At 71.2% G+C, this 19,992-nt stretch carries 18 protein-coding genes and 1 pseudogene; 3 read left to right on the plus strand and 16 right to left on the minus strand.

Going from position 1 to position 19,992, the window contains the following annotated elements; genetic code table 11:
• The first annotated feature begins 455 nt into the window (after positions 1-455).
• Positions 456-1,274: an IclR family transcriptional regulator gene (locus tag ABD289_RS16985; protein ID WP_344133229.1), complete on the plus strand. Its 819-nt coding sequence runs from the start codon at positions 456-458 to the stop codon at positions 1,272-1,274.
• Between the two features lie 133 nt (positions 1,275-1,407).
• On the opposite strand, the gene ABD289_RS16990 is transcribed toward ABD289_RS16985, so the two are convergent.
• The 13 genes and pseudogenes from ABD289_RS16990 to ABD289_RS17050 all read right to left on the minus strand — a co-directional run.
• A complete protein-coding gene (locus tag ABD289_RS16990) occupies positions 1,408-2,412 on the minus strand; it encodes an amidohydrolase family protein (RefSeq protein WP_344133232.1) in 1,005 nt (334 codons plus the stop codon).
• Positions 2,413-2,574: 162 nt separating this feature from the next.
• Positions 2,575-3,681 (minus strand): zinc-dependent alcohol dehydrogenase, encoded by a 1,107-nt coding sequence (locus ABD289_RS16995; RefSeq protein ID WP_344133235.1) that lies wholly within the window; start codon positions 3,679-3,681, stop codon positions 2,575-2,577.
• Positions 3,681-4,739 (minus strand): hypothetical protein, encoded by a 1,059-nt coding sequence (locus ABD289_RS17000; protein ID WP_344133238.1) that lies wholly within the window; start codon positions 4,737-4,739, stop codon positions 3,681-3,683. Before ABD289_RS17000 ends, ABD289_RS16995 begins: the two co-directional genes overlap by 1 nt.
• The gene (locus ABD289_RS17005) at positions 4,736-5,281 is read right to left on the minus strand and encodes a UGSC family (seleno)protein (protein WP_344133241.1); all 546 of its coding nucleotides are present in this window, start codon (positions 5,279-5,281) and stop codon (positions 4,736-4,738) included. The genes ABD289_RS17000 and ABD289_RS17005 overlap by 4 nt, the downstream gene beginning before the upstream one ends.
• 12 nt (positions 5,282-5,293) lie before the next feature.
• Positions 5,294-6,580, minus strand: coding sequence for a phenylacetate--CoA ligase family protein (locus ABD289_RS17010; protein ID WP_344133244.1), 1,287 nt, complete (start codon positions 6,578-6,580; stop codon positions 5,294-5,296).
• Between the two features lie 186 nt (positions 6,581-6,766).
• Positions 6,767-7,885, minus strand: coding sequence for an NDMA-dependent alcohol dehydrogenase (locus ABD289_RS17015; RefSeq protein WP_344133247.1), 1,119 nt, complete (start codon positions 7,883-7,885; stop codon positions 6,767-6,769).
• A complete protein-coding gene (locus ABD289_RS17020) occupies positions 7,882-8,823 on the minus strand; it encodes a TIGR03560 family F420-dependent LLM class oxidoreductase (protein ID WP_344133657.1) in 942 nt (313 codons plus the stop codon). Before ABD289_RS17020 ends, ABD289_RS17015 begins: the two co-directional genes overlap by 4 nt.
• Before the next feature lie 28 nt (positions 8,824-8,851).
• Positions 8,852-10,312 carry an aldehyde dehydrogenase family protein gene (locus tag ABD289_RS17025; protein ID WP_344133250.1) on the minus strand — a complete coding sequence of 487 codons (1,461 nt, stop codon included), beginning with the start codon at positions 10,310-10,312 and terminating at the stop codon, positions 8,852-8,854.
• A 22-nt stretch (positions 10,313-10,334) separates the two neighbouring features.
• Positions 10,335-11,444, minus strand: a complete 1,110-nt coding sequence (locus tag ABD289_RS17030) for an NDMA-dependent alcohol dehydrogenase (protein WP_344133253.1) — start codon at positions 11,442-11,444, stop codon at positions 10,335-10,337.
• A 381-nt stretch (positions 11,445-11,825) separates the two neighbouring features.
• Positions 11,826-12,614, minus strand: a complete 789-nt coding sequence (locus ABD289_RS17035; RefSeq protein WP_344133256.1) for a citryl-CoA lyase — start codon at positions 12,612-12,614, stop codon at positions 11,826-11,828.
• 48 nt (positions 12,615-12,662) lie between these two features.
• Positions 12,663-13,025: a hypothetical protein gene (locus ABD289_RS17040; RefSeq protein ID WP_344133660.1), complete on the minus strand. Its 363-nt coding sequence runs from the start codon at positions 13,023-13,025 to the stop codon at positions 12,663-12,665.
• On the minus strand, positions 13,022-13,237 hold the full coding sequence (locus ABD289_RS17045; protein ID WP_344133685.1) for a hypothetical protein: 216 nt from the start codon (positions 13,235-13,237) through the stop codon (positions 13,022-13,024). Before ABD289_RS17045 ends, ABD289_RS17040 begins: the two co-directional genes overlap by 4 nt.
• 142 nt (positions 13,238-13,379) lie before the next feature.
• Positions 13,380-13,883, minus strand: a pseudogene (locus ABD289_RS17050) (DODA-type extradiol aromatic ring-opening family dioxygenase); the annotation flags it as partial.
• Positions 13,884-14,085: 202 nt separating this feature from the next.
• On the opposite strand from ABD289_RS17050, the gene ABD289_RS17055 reads away from it, so the two are divergent.
• The gene (locus ABD289_RS17055) at positions 14,086-15,453 is read left to right on the plus strand and encodes an amidohydrolase family protein (RefSeq protein ID WP_344133663.1); all 1,368 of its coding nucleotides are present in this window, start codon (positions 14,086-14,088) and stop codon (positions 15,451-15,453) included.
• 26 nt (positions 15,454-15,479) lie between these two features.
• Here ABD289_RS17055 and ABD289_RS17060 read toward each other — a convergent pair whose 3' ends face one another.
• On the minus strand, positions 15,480-16,637 hold the full coding sequence (locus ABD289_RS17060; RefSeq protein ID WP_344133259.1) for a CaiB/BaiF CoA transferase family protein: 1,158 nt from the start codon (positions 16,635-16,637) through the stop codon (positions 15,480-15,482).
• Positions 16,638-16,801: 164 nt separating this feature from the next.
• Between ABD289_RS17060 and pabB the strand changes: the two genes are divergently transcribed.
• Positions 16,802-18,226, plus strand: coding sequence for an aminodeoxychorismate synthase component I (gene pabB, locus ABD289_RS17065; protein ID WP_344133262.1), 1,425 nt, complete (start codon positions 16,802-16,804; stop codon positions 18,224-18,226).
• Between the two features lie 13 nt (positions 18,227-18,239).
• Here the strand turns inward: pabB and ABD289_RS17070 are convergent, their stop codons facing one another.
• Complete coding sequence (locus ABD289_RS17070) at positions 18,240-19,043, minus strand: ABC transporter permease subunit (RefSeq protein ID WP_344133266.1); 804 nt, start codon at positions 19,041-19,043, stop codon at positions 18,240-18,242.
• The gene (locus tag ABD289_RS17075; RefSeq protein WP_344133269.1) at positions 19,036-19,971 is read right to left on the minus strand and encodes an ABC transporter ATP-binding protein; all 936 of its coding nucleotides are present in this window, start codon (positions 19,969-19,971) and stop codon (positions 19,036-19,038) included. Before ABD289_RS17075 ends, ABD289_RS17070 begins: the two co-directional genes overlap by 8 nt.
• Between the last annotated feature and the right edge of the window lie 21 nt (positions 19,972-19,992).

The raw sequence follows: 19,992 nt of genomic DNA on the forward strand, positions 1-19,992 counted from the left end.
CGGTCGCGATCGGCACCGATGCGCCAGACGCGGCGTCATTGCCGATCCGTGATCAGGGGCGAGCGCGGTCGCACGCGAACTGCGCGCTGAGAGGAGTGACTGCGCTCACCATCTCGCAGCTACAGCGTCACCAACGCGTTGAACGTCGTGGGCGCCCGTTTCGCGGGACGAAAGGGAAGTTCGCCCAGCAACCGCCCGTAGCGCTCCTCGCGGCACGCGCCCCGGCCACGGCCGGGTTCCCGGCGAGGCCGCGCAAACCTCCCTTCGGTCCAGCGTGCGTACGTCGTTTGTCCCGGACCGGGCGCGAAGTTGTGGCGAAGCCCGCCGAAAGCACGTTCGGTCCCTTGTACCCGCGCGGCGCGGGTGGCAAGACTGGGAAGAGACGTGGGCGCCGGACCGCGTTCTGGAGGGGCCGCCCACGTCGTCCCAGTGACGTTGACAAAGGGGTCGGCGCGATGACCGCAGTACCGGATCTGGAAGCGACGACGGGAGACTCGGGCGACCGGCGGCCGACGGCGGCCGGGAAGGTCCTCGCCGTGCTCGACGCCTTCGGCCCGCGGCACCGCACCCTCTCGCTCAGCGAGATCTCGCGGCGCGCAGGCCTGACGCTGCCGACGGCCCACCGCCTGGTGCGCGAACTCCTCGGCTGGGGCGCGCTGGAGCGCGATGACGACGGCCGCTACTCGGTGGGGTTGCGGCTGCTGGAGCTGTCCGCTCTGGCTCCGCGCGGGCTGGAACTGCGGGAGGCCGCTTTCCCCTGCATTCAGGACCTGCACCAGCTCACCCGGGGAAACGTGCACCTCGGGGTGCGCGACGGCCTGGAGGTCGTCTACGTCGAGGCGATCCGAGCACGAGTGCGCAACCCGGTGAGCAGCCGGGTCGGCGACCGCTGGCCGATGCACGTCACCGGCACCGGTCTGGTGCTGCTGGCCTTCGCCGAGCCGGATCTGCAGGAGCACGTGCTCAATTCGCCGCTGGAGCGGTTCACCCCGCTCACCGTGGTGGACCCGGCCGAGCTGCGCCGCAAGCTCGCGCAGATCCGCCAGACCGGTGTGGCCGTGGCCCGCGGCCAGATCACGTTGCCGGACATGGTGGTGGCGGTACCGGTGCACAGCCCGCGCGGCGAGGTGATCGCGGCGATCAGCGTCGTGGTGGAGACCGCCGAAGCCCGTCCCCGGGAACTGACCGCGCTGCTGACCCAGGCGTCGCGCTCGATCTCGCGAGCGCTCGACCCGCAGCGCCGGTTGCCCCTGCGACCGGGCTCCGCGCACTGAACCTCCGCCGCACGACGCGGACGCGCCCGGAACCCCCGTTCCGCGAACGACCGGGCCGCTCCGTCGAGGAACTGCGTTTCTCGACGGTGCGGGCGGCGGAACCTGAACGGCTCCGCCGCATTCCCGAACGGCCCTAGCCGGGTGCCTCGATGCCGAGCCAGTCGAAGGCGTTGTCCCAGGTGATCCGCTGGAGGGTGTCCTCGTCGAGCCCCATGGACAGCACGGTGCGGCCAGCCGGGTCCTCCCTCGGCATGGCCGGGAAGTCCGATCCGATCAGCAGGCGATCCGGCCCGATGAGATCGAGCAGGTAGCGAACCGCCCGGTGGTCGAAGACCAGCGAGTCGTAGTAGAAGCGGCGGGCGTGCTCCAGCGGCGACGGACCGTCGTCCGGTGCCACCGCGCGCTCGAGGTCGACGGGTTCCTCGTTCCACGAACCGCCCCAGAAGTACTGGGCCCTCGGCAGCATCAATGGGTAGCCGCCTGCGGCGTGGCTGAACGCGAGGCGCAGGTCCGGGCATTTGCCGGCCGTCCCGCCGACGACCATCGAGGCCGCCGCCATCGCGCCTTCGAGCCCGACGACGTAGGTGCCCATCGCAGCGGCGGGCAACCGCTCGGTGGCGGTGGGCATCGCGTGCACGAACACCGCCGTGCCGAGCCGTTCCGCCTCGGCGAAGAACGGCTGGAAGCGCTCGTCGCCGATGGACTCCCCGGCGATGTTCGAGGCGATCTCGACGCCGAGCAGGCCCATGTCCTTGATCGCGGTCAGCTCGCCGGCCGCTGCCTCCGGGTCCTGCAGCGGCACCATGCCCAGGCCCAGCATCCGCGACGGGTGGTGGGCGCACATCGTCGCGGTGAACTCGTTGACGTGCCGGGCCAGCGACATCCCCTCGGCCGGTCGCAGGTCGTAGCGCAGCAGCGGGGGCATCGGGGTGATCACCTCGGCGTCGACCCCCGAGGCGTGCTGGGCCTCGAGGCGACGTTCGGCGTCGAAGAAGACGTCCTTGGCCTTGAACCGCATCGCCCCGAAGAGCAGCGTCCGCGCGGTCTCGCCGTCGACGGGTTCCATGCGCGGGAAGCACTCCGGGGCGTCGTCCGGGTAGTCGTAGGGCAACAGGTGCGCGTGGGTGTCGACGAGCACGGGGCCTCCTGGGGCTGTTCGAGGACGCGGCGGGGAGCCGCTGTTTCGGGTGCGTACGCGGCGTCGCCGACCGCCGGCGCGGGGTCGCGCCCACCCCGGCCGCGGCCTGCGGAGCCGGGGTGGCGATGGAAGCTCCGCTGCGCGAAGGAGTTACTGCTGCCGCTAGCCGTTCGGATGCACCGACACGTGCACCGCCGGTGTTCCGTCGTGCTCTCCGGCGAGGGTTTCCACGGCCAGGGCCGCGTCCTCCAGGCCGAAGGTGTGGGTGTGCATCTTCTCCAACGGGAACCGCCGGGACTCGATGATCCGGATGGCCTGCGCGTTGGACTCGGCGTCGACCCCGAACGCGCCAACTACCCGCAGCGCCCGGTTGATGATCACGTCCGTGCGCACCGGGACCTCGTCGCCACCCTTGAGGCCCGCCAGCACGACCCGGCCGCCGTGCTTGGCCACCAGCAGCGCGTCGTTGACCGGTTGCGCCGCCATCGGGGTCAGCTCGACGACCACGTCGGCCATCGCACCACCGGTGATGTCGGAGACCGCCTCCACCACGTCGACCGCGTCCGGTCCGTCGACCACGAGCGCGTGATCGGCGCCGAACTCCTCGGCCAGGGCGAGCTTGTGCGCATCGGACGAGAGCCCGGTGACGACGATGGTCCCGGCTCCGGCCGCGCGCGCGGCGATCACCGCGGCGATGCCGCGCTGGCCCGCACCGAGCACGACGACGGTGTCACCGAGCCGGATGCCGCCGAGCCCGGCCGCCCACCGCACGCCCGCGCCCAGCGGGTTGAACATCGCGGCCAGCTCGGCGGGCAGCGTCTTGTCGATCTTGTGCAGCACCGCGTTCGGCGTCAGGTAGAGGTGCTCGGCCATGCCGCCCCACAGGCTCGGCGCGACGTCGACCCCGGTCACGCCGTGCCCGACGGTGCGGTTGCGGCACGCCTGGTAGCGGCCGGTCAGGCAATCCCGGCACGACCGGCACGGCACGATCACCTCCAGCGCGACCCGATCCCCCGGCTCGACGCCCCAGCGCGCGGCGGCCTCCTCGCCGATCTCCTCGATGACGCCCATCGGCTCGTGCCCGGGAATGACCGGGTACCCACCGCGAAAGGTCATGTGGCCCTTGTACATCTCGACGTCGCTGCCGCAGATGCCGTTGGCCTCCACGCGCAGCAGGCCGTCGTTCGCACCGATCTCGGGGCGGTCGAACTCGCGCACCTCGATCCGCCGCGGTCCGGTCTGCACCGCGGCGCGCACCTTCTCGCCCATTACGACCTTCCTCCCTTGATGGACTCGATTTCCACGGCGGTGCCCGACCAGTCGCCGAACAGCCGCACAACCATGGAGATGCCCGCGTTGCGCGCGCCCGCCACGGCCAGCAGCAGATTGGTGCGCTCCGCCGAGGCCAGCAGCGGTTCGAATCCCTCGGGTCTGGTCCCGTCGGCGTGCCGGACACCGTTGTCCCCCAGTCCGTCCTTGCCCGCGGCCGCGAGGTCACCGACTCGACGCCCGCAGCGCTCTGCCAGCCAGCTGCGCACCTCCGCGCGCCCGTAGCCCGCGTGGGCCAGCAGCTGGGCGTGCTCCGGGCAGAACACGATCCCGGCACCCGCGTGCCGGAAGATCCAGGCCCCGGTGCGGGAGATGGTGTCGGCGAAGTCGGCGAGCAGCTGCTCGGCGCTGGAGGTGTGCCTGTTGTCCACGAACTCGCTGGTGCGCAGCAAGGTCGCCGACACCGCCGAGCTCCCGGCCGCCGCGCCGGCCTCCTCGGCGAGCGGTTCCCACGGCGACTCCCGCTCGTTCTCGGCAAGGCAGATCTGCCAGCGACCGGGCAGCCCCTGGGTGGCCTGCTCCAGCACGTGCGGGCGCACGCCGAAGCCGTTGCGCACGATCAGCCCGATGGCCCGGGCCACCGTGGCGTTCGCCCGGAAACCGGGGCCGAACACACCGCCCGCGTGGTTGAATCGCAGTTCCTCGCGCACCGGACCGTTCACGACGATCAGCGGTGCCGGTCCGCTGGTGGACTGCCACCCGCCACCGGTGGCGGCCCGCTCGGCCATCAGCGCCTCCCAGGCGGCCAGCACGACCGGGAAGTGCTCGGGCCTGCAGCCCGCCATCGCCGCGTTGATCGCCGCGACCTCGACATCGACGGCCCGCTCGAACTGCGGCAGCCGCCCGACGACCTCGTCCGGCTCGCGGTCCACTGTGGCCAGGAACCGGTCAACCAGCGGCCGCGAGGCCGGGACCAGCGGTAGCCCGTCGGACCAGTCCTGCTCGTAGCAGTACTCGATGGCCGCCTGCGCGAGGTCCGGATCGTGCCCGGCCGTCACGAGCTCGCCGCCGTCAGCAACGACACGACGTCACCGACAACGCCCTCGGCTCGCTCGCGCACCTGCTGCTCGGTCAGGATGGCGACCGGGTGTTCGGTGGTGATGTGGGCGTAGTCGGGTTCGCCGCGCATCTCGGCCATCGCGCGCGCGGTGGCGGTGAAGGCATCGCTGCAGATCACCGCCGCGGGCAGCCCGGCCTTCTCGAACAGCATCCCGTCGGCGACCGCCGAGGCGCTGCACGATCCGCAGTCGCCCACGCCGGTGATGACCACGTCGCAGGAGTTCGCGTACTCCTCGATGAGCTCCGCAGGAGCGGGCTGGGCGAAGGCCCGCTTGGTGCGCAGCAGCACCACGCCGGCCGCGCCGTGCCGCTCGGTCAGCAGCCTGCCGACCTCCGTGAGCAGCAGTTCGGCGTTCTGCTTGGTGTTCTCCAGCAGCCCGATGCGGGCTCCGGCCAGGTCCGCGCGCCGCGCTGCCCGCTCGGGTCGCGACGTGGGCGCGGACTCGGCGCGGCCGGTCGGGTCCAGGATGGCGTTGGGCACGGTCGTCCTCCTTCAGCTCTCGCTGCGGGTGAGGCGGGATTTCATCTCGGAGCGCTCCAGCGAGCCGGGTGGCACCAGGCGCACCTGCGCGCGCACCGACAACCGGGTCCGGATCCGCTCCTCGAGCACCGAACGCAGTTCCGGGTCGTCGCCGGTCTCGCCGCGTTCGACGTCCACGTGCAGCGGCGGTTCCACTCGAGGGCCCGGGCCCGGCAGCACGACCTGCATGGCTCCGGTGGTGCGCGGGTGCAGGGCCTGCACGAGGTCGCGAATCGCCGAGGGGAACACGTTGACGCCGAGCACGATGAGCATGTCGTCGGTGCGCCCGAAGCAGCGGATCAGCGGCATCCCGTCCGCGGCGACCTCGGTGACCTCCACCCGGTCGCCCGTCCGGAACCGCACCAGCGGGCAGCACTCCCGGTCCACCGAGGTGTAGACGAGTTCGCCGCGCGCCCCGGATTCGGGCACGAGGACGTCCCCGCTTTCCGGATCGATGAGCTCGACCAGCACGTGACGACCACCGGTGAACCGCATTCCGGAGGAACCGGGCGCCTCGCCGAAGAGCACAGGTGCCATGTCGGCGTTGCCGAGGCCTTCGGTGACCCGCGCGCCCCACTCGGATTCGACGCGTTCGCGGAACGCGGGCTCGCCACCGCCCGGTTCACCGCCCACGAAGATCTTGCGCAGGCCGAACTCCCCGGGGTCGCGTCCGCGCGCCCGCAGGTGCTCGGCGAGGTAGCGGGCGTAGGAGGGCGTCGAGTGCAGCGCGGTGACCCCGAGGCTCTCCATCGCCTGCACGACCTTCTCGGACGCCCCGGTGCCGATCGGGACGAAGGTGGAACCGATCCGCTCGAACGCGTCGCGGATGGGCAGGCCGCCGACGAACAACGTCAGCCCGGCCGCGTGCACCACGACGTCCTCGCGGGTTGCTCCCATGGTGCGGAACGCCCGCGCGACCACCTCGGTCCAGGTCGCCGCGTCGCGGCGCGAGACGCCCACCCAGCTGGGCCTTCCGGTGGTTCCGGTCGAGGCGTGCACCCGGATGATCTCGTCGGTGCCGATCCCGGCGTGCCTGCCCAGCGGTGCCTGGGCGGCCTGCGACGCGCGCAGCATCGGCTTGTCGGTGAACGGGAACTTGCTGAGGTCGTCCAGGGAGTCGAACGCCGCCGGGGTGATCCCGTGCTCGGCGAACAGGTCGGCGTAGAAGGGCGAGCGCGCGCCCAAGCCCTCGAGCTGAGCGCGCAGCAGCTCGTAGACGGGTTCGCGATCCCCGGGCGAGACGAAGCTCGGCGTGGCCACGGAATCCTCCAAATCTCCGGACGCGGCGCGACTGGGCCTGGTCGGGAATGCGGCGGAGCCGCTGTTTCGGGTGTTGGACTCGGCCGGTACCGCAGCGGTCCTCCGCGGCGTCCTGGCCAGTGCGCCGCCACGCCGGCGCGCATCGACGTGCACGAGCGGCGGCGCGGGCCCACTGCTGGACAGCTGCTAGTTCTCGTGCACCACGACACCGCGGATGTTCTTGCCCTCGGCCAAGTCGCGGTAGGCGTCGTTGATCTCGTCGAGCCGGTACTTGCGGGTGATCAGCTCGTCGAGCTTGAGGTCCCCGGAGCGGTAGAGCCCGAACAGCCGCGGGATGTCGTAGAGCGGGTTCGAGTCGCCGAACAGCGCGCCCCGGATCTGGCGCTGGTAGCTGATGGTCTGGCCCGCGTGCACGTGCACGGTGTTCTCGCCGAGCCTGCCGACGGCGGTCATGGTGACCTTGCCGCCCTTGCCGACGACCTGGACGGCGTTGTTGACCACTTCCTCGGTGAGCACCCCGGGAGTGCAGATGGCGTGGTCGGCCAGCTGCCCCCAGGTGGTCTCCACGACGAAGTCGTGGGCCTCCCGCGCGTCCGCGAACACGTGCGTGGCCCCGAAAACCTTGGCCATGTCCCGCTTGAACCCCACCGGATCGACCACGACCACGTTCTTCGCTCCCGCGTAGCGAGCGCCCTGCACGGCGTTGCTGCCCACTCCGCCGGAGCCGTAGATCACCACCGTCTCCCCGGCCCGCACACCCGCCGCGTGCACCGCCGAGCCCCACCCCGTCGGCACCCCGCAGCCGACGAGCGCGGCGATCTCGAACGGGATGTCGTCGGCGAGCGGCACGCAGGCCCACTCGGAGACCACCGCGGACTGCGCGAAGGTGCCCAGGGTGCAGAACCCGCCGAGGTCCTCCTCGCCGAGGTGGAACCGGAAGGTGCCGTCCAGGAACATGCCGGTTCCGGCGTTGAGGCCCTTGACGCACATGTTCTGGTGCCCGGTCGAGCACGGCCTGCATGCCCCGCACGCGGGGATGTAGGAGCACACGACGCGGTCACCGGGTTTCACCCGGCGCACGTCCGGTCCGACCGATTCGACGACGCCCGCGCCCTCGTGCCCGCCGACGACCGGGAAGCGCACCGGGGCGTCGCCCTCGGTGATGTGGGCGTCGGAGTGACACAGCCCCGCGGCGTGGAACCGCACTCGCACCTCGTGCGATCGGGGTTCGTCGAGGGTCAGTTCGGCCAGTTGCCAACCGGTGTGCGGTTCGCGGGCGATGGCCCCTCGGATGGTGATGGTCATGACGTGACCCCCGTTTCATGCCGGGCCGCACCTTGCACGTGCGGCAGCACCTCGGCGCCGATGAGCGCGATCTGGTCGAGGTCGTGGATGTCGTAGACGTGCAGGTAGACCGTGTCCGCGCCGATCTCGGCGAGTTCACCGATCCCGTCGGTGAGCCGCGCCGGCGTTCCGATGGCGGCGTTGGAGCGCATGAACTCCGACCCGATCACCGCTGCGCGACGGTCGATCTCGGCGCGGTCGGTGCCGCAGGCGACCGGCAGCACCGCGGAATAGCGCGGCTCCGCGGGGTCGCGGCCGATCGCCTCGCAGGCCCGGCCGAAGATCGCGTAGCGCTCGCCGAGATCACCGCCCAGCGCCCCGTTGAACTCGGCGGCGTAGCGGGCGGCGATGGCCGGGGTGCGCTTGGGCCCGGCCCCACCGATGATGATCGGCGGGTGCGGGTGCTGCGCGGTGCGCGGCGGTGTCCGGTTGTCCTCGACGCGGAAGTGCGTTCCGGTGAAGCTGAATCCGGGATCTGCCCCCGGTTCACCGGTCCACAGCCCGGTGAGCACGGCCAGCACCTCTTCGAACCGGTCGAAGCGCTGCCCGGTGGACGGGAAATCGATGCCGAATGCCTCGTGCTCGCGGCCGTACCAGCCGGTTCCGATGCCCAGCTCCACCCGTCCACCGCTCATCTCGTCGGCCGTGGCGACGATCGCGGCGAGCAACCCCGGCGGCCGGAAGGTTCCCGCGGTCACCAGCGACCCGAGCCGCACCCGGCCGGTCTCGCGAGCGAGACCCGCGAGGGTCGTCCAGCAGTCGGTGGGCAGGTACTCCGGGTCGGAGGGGTCCACGCCGAGCAGGTGGTCGGAGCGGAAGAACGCCTCGAAACCCGCGTCCTCGGTCGCGCGGGCCAGGGCCAGGACGTCGTCGTAGCGGGCTCCGTGCCGCGGCTCCATGAGCACCCGCACGCGCAACCCGCGGCCCTCACGCGGCGCCACGGAGCGCCACCGTCTTGACCTGGGTGTAGTCCTGCACGGCGTCGGCGCCCATGGTGCGGCCGAAACCGCTGCGCTTGTAGCCGCCGAACGGTCCGCCGATGACTCCGGCACCGAGCGCCGCGTTGACCGCGACCTGCCCGGCCTGCAACCCGCGCGACATCCGCACCGCCCGGCCCACGTCCGCGGTCCACACCGAGGCGACCAATCCGTAGTCCGTGCCGTTGGCGACCTCCAGCGCCTCCTGCTCGCCGTCGACCGGGACGACCGACAGCACCGGCCCGAAGATCTCCTCCTGCGCGATGCGCATGTCCGGCCGCACCCGGTCGAACAGGGTGGGTTGCACGAAGTAGCCGCGTTCGAGCCCGTCCGGAATCCCGCCGCCGACGACGAGTTCGGCGCCCTCCTCGCACCCGCTCCGCACGTAGTCCAGGACCCGCCGGTGCTGGGCGGCGTTGATCAGCGGCCCCATCCGCACCTTCTGGTGCCACGGTCCGATCGAGACCTGCCGCATCTCCTCGGCGAGGCGGCGCACCACCTCGTCGTGCATCGAGCGCTGCACGACCACGCGAGAGCCCGCGGCGCAGATCTGGCCGGTGTTGAGGGTGATCCCGCTGACCATCTGCGGGATGGCGCTGTCCAGGTCCGCGTCGTCGAAGACGACCTGCGGGGACTTGCCGCCGAGCTCCAGGTGCAGCGGTATCAGGTTGCGCGCGCAGGCCCGCATCACCGCGGAACCGGTGGCCGGCGATCCGGTGAAGCTCATCCGGCGAATGCCCGGGTGCTCCGGGATCGCGGCCCCCGCTTCGGTGCCGTAACCGGTGACGACGTTGACCACGCCCGGTGGGATTCCCGCCCGCTCGGCGAGCCGGGCCAGCAGCAGCGGGGTCAGCGGGGCGTCCTCGGCGGGCTTGATGACGATGGTGTTGCCCGCGGCGATCGCCGCGCCGACGTCGTTGACGAACATCGGGCCGGGCGCGTTCCACGGGATCACGCTGCCGACCACGCCGTAGGGCTCGCGCAGCGTCAGGCCGATGGAGTCGGACGTGTGGGTCGGCAGCGACAGGCCCGCGACCTTGTCGGCCTGACCGGCGATGAACTTCAGGATGCGCGCCATCGGTGGCGGTCCCCAGTGCGGGCGGCCGACCTCGCGGGATTCGAGCTCGTCGATGTCGGTCTCGTGCTGCTCGATCAGCCGCGCCCAGGCGGTGATCAGCTCACCGCGCGCGGTCGCGCTGAGCTCCCGCCACTCCGGCAGGGCGGCTTCGGCGGCCTGCACGGCCCGGTCCACGTCGGCCGCACCACCGCGCGGCACCCGGGCGAGCACCTCGCAGCTGGCCGGATCGATCACCTCCACGTGCTCGCCGCCGGCCGCGGGCTGCCACTGCCCTCCGATCAAGCAGGATTCGGCGGGCAGCAGGGCGCCGGGATCATTCGGGGCAATCGTCATCGATCCACTCCTCGCTTCGCGTTCAGAGACCGTGGACGACGACGCCGCGCACGTTCTTGCCGTCCAACATGTCCTGGTAGCCCTGGTTGACGTCCTCCAGGCGGTACTTGCGGGTGATCAGCTCGTCGAGCTTGAGGTCGCCGGAGCAGTAGAGACCGAGCAGCCGGGGCACGTCGTGCAGCGGGTTGCAGGCGCCGAAGATGGCGCCCTGCACGCGCCGCTGGTAGCCGATGAACATCCCGGCGGGCGCGTCGACGGATCCGTCGCCGACGGCGGTGACAGTCACCTGCCCGCTCTTGCCGACCACCTGCAGAGCCCGGTCGATGACCTCGTCGTGCAGCACGCCGACGGTGATGATGGCGTGGTCGGCCAGCTCGCCCCAGGTGGTCTCCACGACGAAGTCGTGGGCCTCCCGCGCGTCCGCGAACACGTGCGTGGCCCCGAAAACCTTGGCCATGTCGCGCTTGAACTCCACCGGATCGACCACCACGACGTTCTTGGCACCGGCCAGCCGGGCGCCCTGCACGGCGTTGCTGCCGACCCCGCCGGAGCCGTAGATCACCACGGTGTCTCCCGCCCGCACACCCGCCGCGTGCACCGCCGAGCCCCACCCCGTCGGCACCCCGCAGCTGACCAGCGCGGCCACCTCGAACGGGATCTCCTCGGCGATCTTGATGCAGGAGTACTCGGAGATCACGGCGTATTCGGCGAAGGTGCCCAGCACGCACAGACCGCCGAGATCGGCCCCCTCGTGGTGGAACCGGAACGTCCCGTCGGGGAACTCGCCGGTGGCGGCGTTCTTGCCCGCGTCGCAGAGGTTCTGCCGCCCGGTGGAGCAGTAGCGGCAGGACCCGCAGGCCGGGATGAACGAGCACACCACGTGGTCGCCCGGCGACACTCGCGTCACGCCGGCACCCACCGCGTCCACCACACCGGCGCCCTCGTGCCCGCCGACCACGGGAAAGCGCATGAACGCGTCGCCCTTCTGGATGTGATCGTCGGAGTGGCACAGTCCCGCAGCGTGGAACCGCACCCGCACCTCGTTGGCCTTCGGTTCGTCCAGCTCGACCTCCGTGATCTCCCACGGGCGACCGGGCTCCCGGCAGATTGCGGCACGCGTGGACATGCTCATGTGGGCCCCGTTCCTCGGCGATCGGCACGACGCATCCGCGGGGACCTCGCGCACCTCGGGAGGTGACCGCGCTCACCCGCAGCACGATTCACGATGCCCCGCCGACGACCACCGCGGCGAGACTGCTTTCACCGCGCGGAACGTCGGCCTCCGGTGGAACTGGTCGGGCGCGAAAAAGACCGGGACCGCGCGAAAAACGAGCGGTCCCGGTCCGGCTGGCGCCGTTATCAGGCGTTGTTTCGGCAAGCGGCGGTAGCCGCTGTTTCAGGTGGGGACTCAGCACGCAGCGCTGCCCAGGTCGCTGCTCGGGCCGGTACCGCAGTCCGACGGCGTCCGAGGTTCCGCTTCCGGCACCGCCACGCGCACCGCAAACCGATCTCCCTAGCCCGGGTCGACGTACTCCGCGTTGCGGTCGACGGAGCGGTAGATGTCTCCGGCGACCGGATCGCGCATCTCCTCGGCGATGTGGCCGAGCAGTCCCGCCGCGCGGGCGAGCAGGGCGTAGCCGCGGAGCAGCTCCGCGGGAAGCCCGAGGTCGGCGAGCGCCGCGCCGCAGACTCCCGCGCCGTTGAGCGGCAACGTCTTGCCGAGCACCTCCGGCGCCACACGCCCGATCGCTTCGAACAGCGCCAGATGCGCGCCGTAGGTGCCGGACTCGCGGGCGATGCGGATCAGCACCGGTGTGCGGGGATCCTGCTGCTTGTGCACCGGGTGGCCGAGTCCGGGCACGAACCCGCCCGCTTCGCGCCTGCGCCGCACGGCCTCCCGAGCCAGGTCGTTCCAGCCCGGTTCGTCCGAAGGCGTCTCGGACTCGGCGAGGACTTCGGCGAGGAACCCGGCGGTGTCCTCGGTGACGCCGAGGAACCGGGAACCACCGCCGAGCAGACCCGCGGCCATCGCGCCCTGGACCGATTCCGGCGCCGAGTGCAGGGTCAGCCGGGACGCGATCGCGGTCGGGGTGAAGCCGTGGTCGGCCAGCGCCACCAGAACCGCCTCGAAGACCTTGAGCTGCCCGGGTGTGGGCGTGCGCCGGGTGGTCAGGCGGAAGGCGAGTTCACCGAAGGAGATCTCGCCCATCAGTTCCCCGGCCAAGTCCTGGCCGAGGAGGGTGATCGTCGTCGGGTCGGAGGTACCGATCGAGGTGGGGTATCGCGGTTGTTCATCGCTCACGCCGCACTGCTCCTGGTCGTCTCGACGCTGCTCGCGCTTCCGAGGCTTTCACGTCGAATAGTCGGGATGGGGCAGCTCGTGGTGCCCGAGCGCGTCGGCGTAGGCGCGCTGGTAGCTCAGCGGTTCGGGGTGGTCGCGCTCGTACAGGGCGATGAACAGCGTCAGGGTCAGGAACGGGTGGGCGCCGGGCTCGACGAGCTTGACGTGGTCGTGGGTGGCGAGCGCCTCGCGCTCGGCAGCGGTGAACGACAACCAGCTGCTGCGCTCCGCCGAGTGGCAGCCGAGGATCGCGTTGGCGCGCTCGCTCTCCCACCACCGCACGGTGCCGCGCGGGTCCGCGCGGTAGCTCTCGACGAGGTCCGGGTCGCGATCAACCGTGTAGAGGAACTTGTTCAGCAGGTACTTGCTCACGCTCCCTCCCCGTTCGGGTACCAGGTGAAGTACGCCTCCATGGTGTGGAACAGGTCCAGGTCGTCGGCGTAGTCCGCGGGCACCGCGCCCGCCATGCCCATCATGAGCATGAAGTCCATGAAGCCGTGCGTGGCGTTGCCCGGCCCGTGCAGGCTCTCCAGCGTCACCTCCCGCAGGCAGCCCTCCAGGTCGCCCTTCCCGATCCACTCCACGGCCTTGGCGGCGAACTCCGGATCCGGCCCGTGCGGCCCGAACTGCCTGGGTCCGCCCAGCTCCAGCGACAGGTGCCCGGTGCCCGATCGCGGCGACCCGCAGGTCCGCGGGCCACGACTCGATGAGTTCCCGCAGCGTCCTGCCCAGCTGCACGAACCGCTCGGGGCGCGGCAGCGGCGGGGCGAAGATGTTGGTGTGGCCCGGCACGATCGGAAGGTCGTTCGCCGGCCGCACGGTGAAGATCGGGCAGGTGATGCTGTGATCGACGCGCAGCTCGTTGGTGAAGGCCAGGTCGAATCCCGCGTCGATGCCGCCGCGCAGGATGTGCGCCGCGAAGCCCTCGTGCCCCTGCAGCACCAGCCTCGGCAGTCCGAATTCGCGCTGCTCGTTGTAGTAGTTCGCGTCGTAGAACGGCGCCTTGCCGACCAGGAACTGCGGCATGTTTTCCAGCCACAGCTGGTGGAAGTGGTCGGCTCCGACCATCACCAGCACGTCCGGGCGCGCCCGCGTGAGCGTTTCGCGATACGCCTCGACCTTGCGCACCCACACGGCGGCGAACTCGGGGCGGTCCTGCTCCGGCATCGTGCTGGTTCGGTAGTAGAACGGGTGATGGGTCGTGGCCAGCACGGCCACCAGTTTCGCCATACCTGCGCTCCCGCCCCGACGGGAACGGCCGAGATTCACGTTCGTCTGATGAACATCCGGGTGTCAACGCCACTTCCGCGCTACGAACGTGGTCGGCACGGATACCGCGTTGGTTCAGGAGCGTGAATTGGGCGAGCAGCGAGCGAATCAGGATTTCCGGCCCGGTCGCCCGGTGCTGTTCCGCGGCGCGACCGTGCTGACCATGGACCCCGCCCACGGCGTCGTCGAAGGCGGTGACGTGCTGGTGCGCGGCGAGAGCATCGAGGCGGTCGGCACCGGGCTGGTAGCACCGCAGGACGCACTCGTGATCGACGCAGCGGGCGGGATCCTGCTGCCGGGCATGATCGACACGCATCGGCACATGTGGCAGACGGCGATGCGCGGGTTCGGCGCGGATTGGACGCTGTCGCAGTACTTCGTCTTCTACTACCTCAACTGGGGCAAGAGCTTCCGCCCGGAGGACGTCGGCACCGGCAACCTGCTATCGGCCATCGAGGCCCTCGACGCGGGCGTGACCACCAGCGTCGACTGGTCGCACGGCCTGCGCACCGTCGATCACGGCGAGGCCGCGCTGCAGGCGCTGCGAGAGGTCCCGGGCCGGTACGTGCTCGCCTACGGCAACATCTTCGACGCCCCGTGGAACTGGGCGAACGCACCGGAGTTCCGCGACTTCGTCACCCGCAACTTCAACGCGCCCGACGAGAAGGTCCGGCTGCAACTGGCCTTCGACGTCACCGGGGACGAGCGATTCCCGGAGAAGGCCGCGTTCGAGGCCGCCCGCGAGCTGGCCGTCCCGGTGACCACGCACGCCGGCGTGTGGGGCGCGACCGGCGACGACGGCATCCGGTTGATGTGGGACCACGGGTTCATGGACCCGACGGTCACCTACGTGCACGCCGCGACGCTGTCGACCGACTCCTACCAGCGCATCGCCGCCTCCGGCGGGACCGCGTCGGTGTCCACCGAGAGCGAGCAGAACGCCGGGCAGGGCTACCCGCCCACCTGGCGGCTCCGCAAGCACGGCATCGAGGTCTCGCTGTCGATGGACACCGGGGCGTGGTGGAGCGCGGACCTGTTCTCGGCGATGCGCGCGACGCTCTCGGCCGACCGCGCGCGGGAGCACTTGCAGGCGCACGCCGCCGGTGAAACGGTGGTGCACAACAGGCTTCGCGCCCGCGACGTGGTGGAGTGGGCGACCATCGGCGGCGCCCGCGCGCTCGGCATCGACGATCTGACCGGATCGCTGACACCGGGCAAGCAGGCCGATCTGGTACTGCTCAAGAACGAGCACGGCCCCGCCATGTTCCCGATCCTCAACCCGTTCGGTCACGTGGTGTTCCAAGCCGGGCGCGGTGACGTGCACACCGTGCTGGTCGGCGGCAGGCCGGCGAAGTACCGGCACGAGCTGGTCGGCATCGACCTCGAGCGCGCCCGCCGCGCCTCCGAGTCCACTGTGGAGCACCTGCGCGACGCGCTGGGCGAGCAGGCCTGGCAGGACAACCTCTCCCCCGAGATCCCCGCCGAAGAACCGATTCCCAATCCCTACACCTACACCGAACCGACGTCCTGACGGCTACTGCCGGTGCCGAGCGTTGGTCAGCCGCGAAGCCAGCGGCGGATCTCGGCACCGTGCTCGTCCAGATCAGGTGGCGGCAGCTGGTGGCCCGAAGGGGTGGCGCTGAAGCCGATCGGGTTGCGGATCATCGGGACCGCGTCGGCGCCCTCGCCGACTTGCACGACCGGGTCCAGGCCGAGCTCGTCGGCAACGGCCACGCCGCCGTCGACCGTGTTGATCGGGCCGCACGCGACCCCGGCCGCGCTGAGCTCTCGCCACCACTCGAGGGCGCCGCGCTGCGCGAGCTCGGCCACCAGCAGCGGGCGCAGCTGGTCGCGGTTGGCGGTGCGGTCGGCGTTGTGCCGGAAGCGCTCGTCGTCGGCCAGCTCCGGCACGCCCAGCGCCGCGCACAGCGCGCGGAACTGGGCATCGTTGGCCGCGATGACGATCAGGTCGTTGTCGGCGGTGGGCAGCGGCTCGTACGGGAACACGCTCGGGTGCGCGTTCCCCATCCGGTAGGGCACGGTGTCGCCCGCGACGTAGCCCGTGCTGTGGTTGACCAGCCCGGACAACGCCGAGGACAGCAGGTTCACCTCGACGTGCTGGCCCTGGCCGGTGCTGCCGCGGTGCTGCAGCGCCGACAGGATGCCGATGGCCGCGTGCATGCCGGTCATGATGTCGAACACCGAGATGCCCGCCCGGTAGGCGGGCCCATCGGCACCACCGGTCAGGCTCATCAGCCCGGACATGGCCTGCACCAGCAGGTCGTAGCCCGCCAACGACTTGCCCTGCGCGGTGCCGAACCCGCTGATCGAGGCGTAGATCAAACCGGGGTTGGCCGAACTGGCGGTGTCGTAGTCCAGCCCGAACCGGACCAGGCCCCCGGGCTTGAAGTTCTCGATCATCACATCCGCCCGGCGCGCGAGCTCCTGCGCGGTCGCCAGGTCCTCCGGGTCCTTGAGATCCAGCGCGATCGATCGCTTGTTGCGGTTGATCGCCAGGTAGTAGGTGGAAACGCCATCGCGATCCGGTGGGGTCCACGAGCGCGTGTCGTCCCCGCCGGGACTCTCCACCTTGATCACCTCGGCCCCCAGGTCGGCCAGCAGCATGGTCGCGTAGGGGCCCGCGAGGATCCGGGAGAAATCGGCGATCACCAACCCGGCCAGCGGACCGGAGTTCTCGGTGTTGGCACTGCCCACGAACATCACCCCGACGGTTCGCGATCCGATCTGGCCGTCATCGACTGTGGTCCGCCCGACACGGGGTGTCAACGCCGCCTCCGCCTGGCGGACGGCCCCGCCGCCACCCGAGCGCGGCCCGGTAACCTGGGGCGACGGATTCTCGATGGCGGGAGTGGCAACGTATGGCAGCGAGCGAGTGGCTGCTCCGGTACGCGCGCGTACCGTTCGCCGCCGACCCGGAGCACGTCCAGGAACAGTTGTGCGCGCCGCACCCCTACTCGTTCTGGCTGGACAGCAGCCGGACCATGCCGGGAACGGGCCGCTTCTCCTTCCTCGGATTCCCAGGTGGCGCGCACGGCGAGGTGCTGCGCTACCGGGTCGGTTCCGGCGCCGTGCAGGTCCTCGACGGCGCGGGCGAATCCGCAGGTGAACTTCCCGGCGACATCTTCGCGGCGCTCCGCCGCAGGCTCGCCGAGCGGCACGTCTCCGCCGCGGAGCTGCCCTTCGATCTCAAGGGCGGCTACGTCGGCTACTTCGGTTACGAGCTCAAGGGCGACTGCGGTTCCCCGAGCACCCACCGCTCCCCCACTCCGGATGCGGTGTGGGTCGCGGCCACCCGCATGGTGGCCATCGATCACGAGCTGGGCGAGACCTGGTTGGTGGCGTTGTGCCGCGACGACGAGGCCGAGGCGCGGCGCTGGCTGGCCACCACCAGCGACCACCTCGCGGGCCAGGCGCCACCCGCACGTCCCGATGCGGCCGAGGAACTCGACTTCTCCGATCTCCTGCGGGTGTCCCGGGACGACTACCTGGCCGATGTCGAGTCCTGCCTGGAACAGCTGCGCGCGGGCGAGAGCTACGAGATCTGCCTGACCAACGAGGTCGCCCTCGGCTTCGCCGGGGACCCCGCCGCCGCGTACCGGCGGCAGCGCAGGCACAATCCCGCGCCGTACGCTGCCTACCTCGGTCTCGGCGACGTGCAGGTGCTGTGCTCGTCACCGGAGCGGTTCCTGCGCGTGCGGGAGGACGGGACCTGCGAGTCCCGGCCGATCAAGGGCACGGCGCCGCGCCAGGACGACCCGGCGGCCGACGACGTGGTCCGCAAGGAGCTCGCGGCCTCGGAGAAGACCCGCGCCGAGAACGTGATGATCGTGGACCTGCTGCGCAACGACTTCGGCCGCGTCTGCCGGATGGGCAGCGTGCACGTTCCCTCGTTCCTGGCCGTGGAGAGCTACGCGACCGTGCACCAGCTGGTGTCCACCGTGCGCGGGCGGTTGCCCGCGGGCACCGACGCGGTCGAGCTGACCCGCGCGTGCTTTCCCGGCGGGTCGATGACCGGGGCACCCAAGCCGCGCACGATGGAGATCATCGACGAGCTCGAGGACCGCCCGCGCGGCGTGTACTCCGGGGCGCTGGGCTACTTCGGGCTCAGCGGGGCCGCGGACCTCAACATCGTCATCCGCACCGCGGTCGCCCAGGACGGCGAACTCCGCGTCGGGGCCGGTGGTGCGATCGTGCTCGACTCGGACCCGGTCGAGGAGTACGAGGAGATGCTGCTCAAGCTGCACGCCCCGCTGCGCGGGCTCACCACCGACGACCTCGGCTGACGCGCCGCCGCGGTCAGGAACGCAGGTCGCGGCGCTCCAGCGCCCAGCCCGCCAACGCCGCCAGGAGCAGGCTCGCGCCCCACAGCGCGGCGAGTCCGGGCAGGTCCCAGCCGTCCTTGAGCGGCGTCCCGTTCCAGGCCCACGCGTACGGCGAGAGCACGCGCAGCCATTCGACATCGGGAGCCTGGTTGGCGACCGCGTTGAAGGCGTACCCGGCCACGGCGACCAGCGCGCCCCCGGCGGTGGCCCAGGTATTCCTGCCCGTCGCCGCACCGACGGCCAGCGAGGTCGTCCCGGCCAGCAGGCCCAGTCCGGCCAGCGCAGCACCGGCGGCGACCACGTTGCTCGCGGCCAGCCCCAGCTCGGACGGCCCGTTGAGCGCGAGCACCAGCAGCACGGCCAGCAACACCAGCGCGACCACCCGCACCAGCAGCGACAGCGCCGCCTCGACCACCTGGCGAGTGCGGCTGACGCCGTGCGCCAGGGTCAGCTCCAGGGAACCGGACTCCTCGGCTCCTGCGATCGCGGCCGCGCCCCAGGTCACGGCTGCGATGGTGACCAGCACGAACGCCATCAGACCGAAGTAGGTGCTCTGGGTGTACCCGGCGCCGGAGACGATGTCCTCGTAGCCGAGGGTCTTGACCAGCGCGGGCGGCAGGTTGTCCATGAGCTCGGCGAACTGGCTGTTCGCGCCCCCGAAGGTCGGGAACAGCGGGAGGTACAGCAAGGCGACCGCGGTCAGGCCGATCGCCCAGCCGAGCAGGCCCCGCCAGGATTCGAGGACGCTGCGGCGGAACAGCGGCAGCGCGCTAGGCATGATCGGCCTCCGGCCCGTAGAGCGCGAGCACGGACTCCTCCAAGTCCGGTTCCTCGACGACGAGATCCAGAACGCGGTGCTCGGCCAGCACCTTCAGCAGCGGATCCGGCGAACCGTCCAGCACGGCCGAAAACCGCCCGCTGTCGGCCACTTCCAGCTCGCGCACCTGCGGCAGCGCGTCCAACTCCGCCTTCAGTTCCCGGGCGGTGGCGGAGTCGACGGCTCCCCGGACGTGCCGCACCGCGGTCAGGCGCAGATCCGCCACGCTGCCCTCGGCGACCACGCTTCCCGCCGAGAGCACCGCGACCCTGTCGGCCGCCTGCTGGATCTCGCTGAGCACGTGCGAACTCAGCAGCACCGTTTGGCCCGCGTCCCGCGCTTCGCGGACCAGCTGCAGGAACTCCCGCTGCACCAGCGGGTCCAGCCCGCTGGTGGGTTCGTCGAGCACCAGGAGCTCCGGCCGGTGCATGAAGGCCTGCACCAGTCCCAGCTTCTGCTTGTTGCCCTTCGACAGCGCCCGGACGGGACGGGTGAGGTCCAGATCGAGGCGCCCGGCGAACTCCTCCGCGGCGCCCGGCGCGACCACTCCGCTGATCTCGGCGTAGTGCCGCAGCAGGTTCCGACCGGTGACGCGCCCTTCGAGCCGCAGCTCACCGGGCAGGTACCCGATCCGGCGCCGCAACCCGGGTCCGCCGCGACGCGGGCTGCTGCCGAGCACCCGGATCTCGCCCGAGGTCGGGCGGATGATGTCCAGCAGCATCCGCAGGGTGGTCGTCTTGCCCGCACCGTTCGGGCCGATCAGGCCGTGCACGGTGCCGGGCTCGACGGCCAGGTTCAGCCCGCGCACCGCGGTGCGCCGGCCGTAGTCCTTGCGCAGCGCGTCCGTTCGAACGGCAGGCGTCATCGCCCCGTCATCAGCCGAGAGCACGAACGGGACGATACACATGAT

It is taken from the genome of Saccharopolyspora halophila, from assembly GCF_039531955.1.
Lineage (GTDB): Bacteria > Actinomycetota > Actinomycetes > Mycobacteriales > Pseudonocardiaceae > Saccharopolyspora > Saccharopolyspora halophila.

Coding starts and splice junctions, on each gene's coding strand:
- ABD289_RS16995 (WP_344133235.1), bottom strand. CDS start 3,681: ATGGGCGAGAAGGTGCGCGCCGCGGTGCAGACCGGACCGCGGCGGATC.
- ABD289_RS17025 (WP_344133250.1), bottom strand. CDS start 10,312: ATGACGATTGCCCCGAATGATCCCGGCGCCCTGCTGCCCGCCGAATCC.
- ABD289_RS17030 (WP_344133253.1), bottom strand. CDS start 11,444: ATGAGCATGTCCACGCGTGCCGCAATCTGCCGGGAGCCCGGTCGCCCG.
- ABD289_RS17020 (WP_344133657.1), bottom strand. CDS start 8,823: ATGGAGCCGCGGCACGGAGCCCGCTACGACGACGTCCTGGCCCTGGCC.
- ABD289_RS17055 (WP_344133663.1), top strand. CDS start 14,086: ATGGACCCCGCCCACGGCGTCGTCGAAGGCGGTGACGTGCTGGTGCGC.
- ABD289_RS17015 (WP_344133247.1), bottom strand. CDS start 7,885: ATGACCATCACCATCCGAGGGGCCATCGCCCGCGAACCGCACACCGGT.
- ABD289_RS16985 (WP_344133229.1), top strand. CDS start 456: ATGACCGCAGTACCGGATCTGGAAGCGACGACGGGAGACTCGGGCGAC.
- pabB (WP_344133262.1), top strand. CDS start 16,802: ATGGCAGCGAGCGAGTGGCTGCTCCGGTACGCGCGCGTACCGTTCGCC.
- ABD289_RS17070 (WP_344133266.1), bottom strand. CDS start 19,043: ATGCCTAGCGCGCTGCCGCTGTTCCGCCGCAGCGTCCTCGAATCCTGG.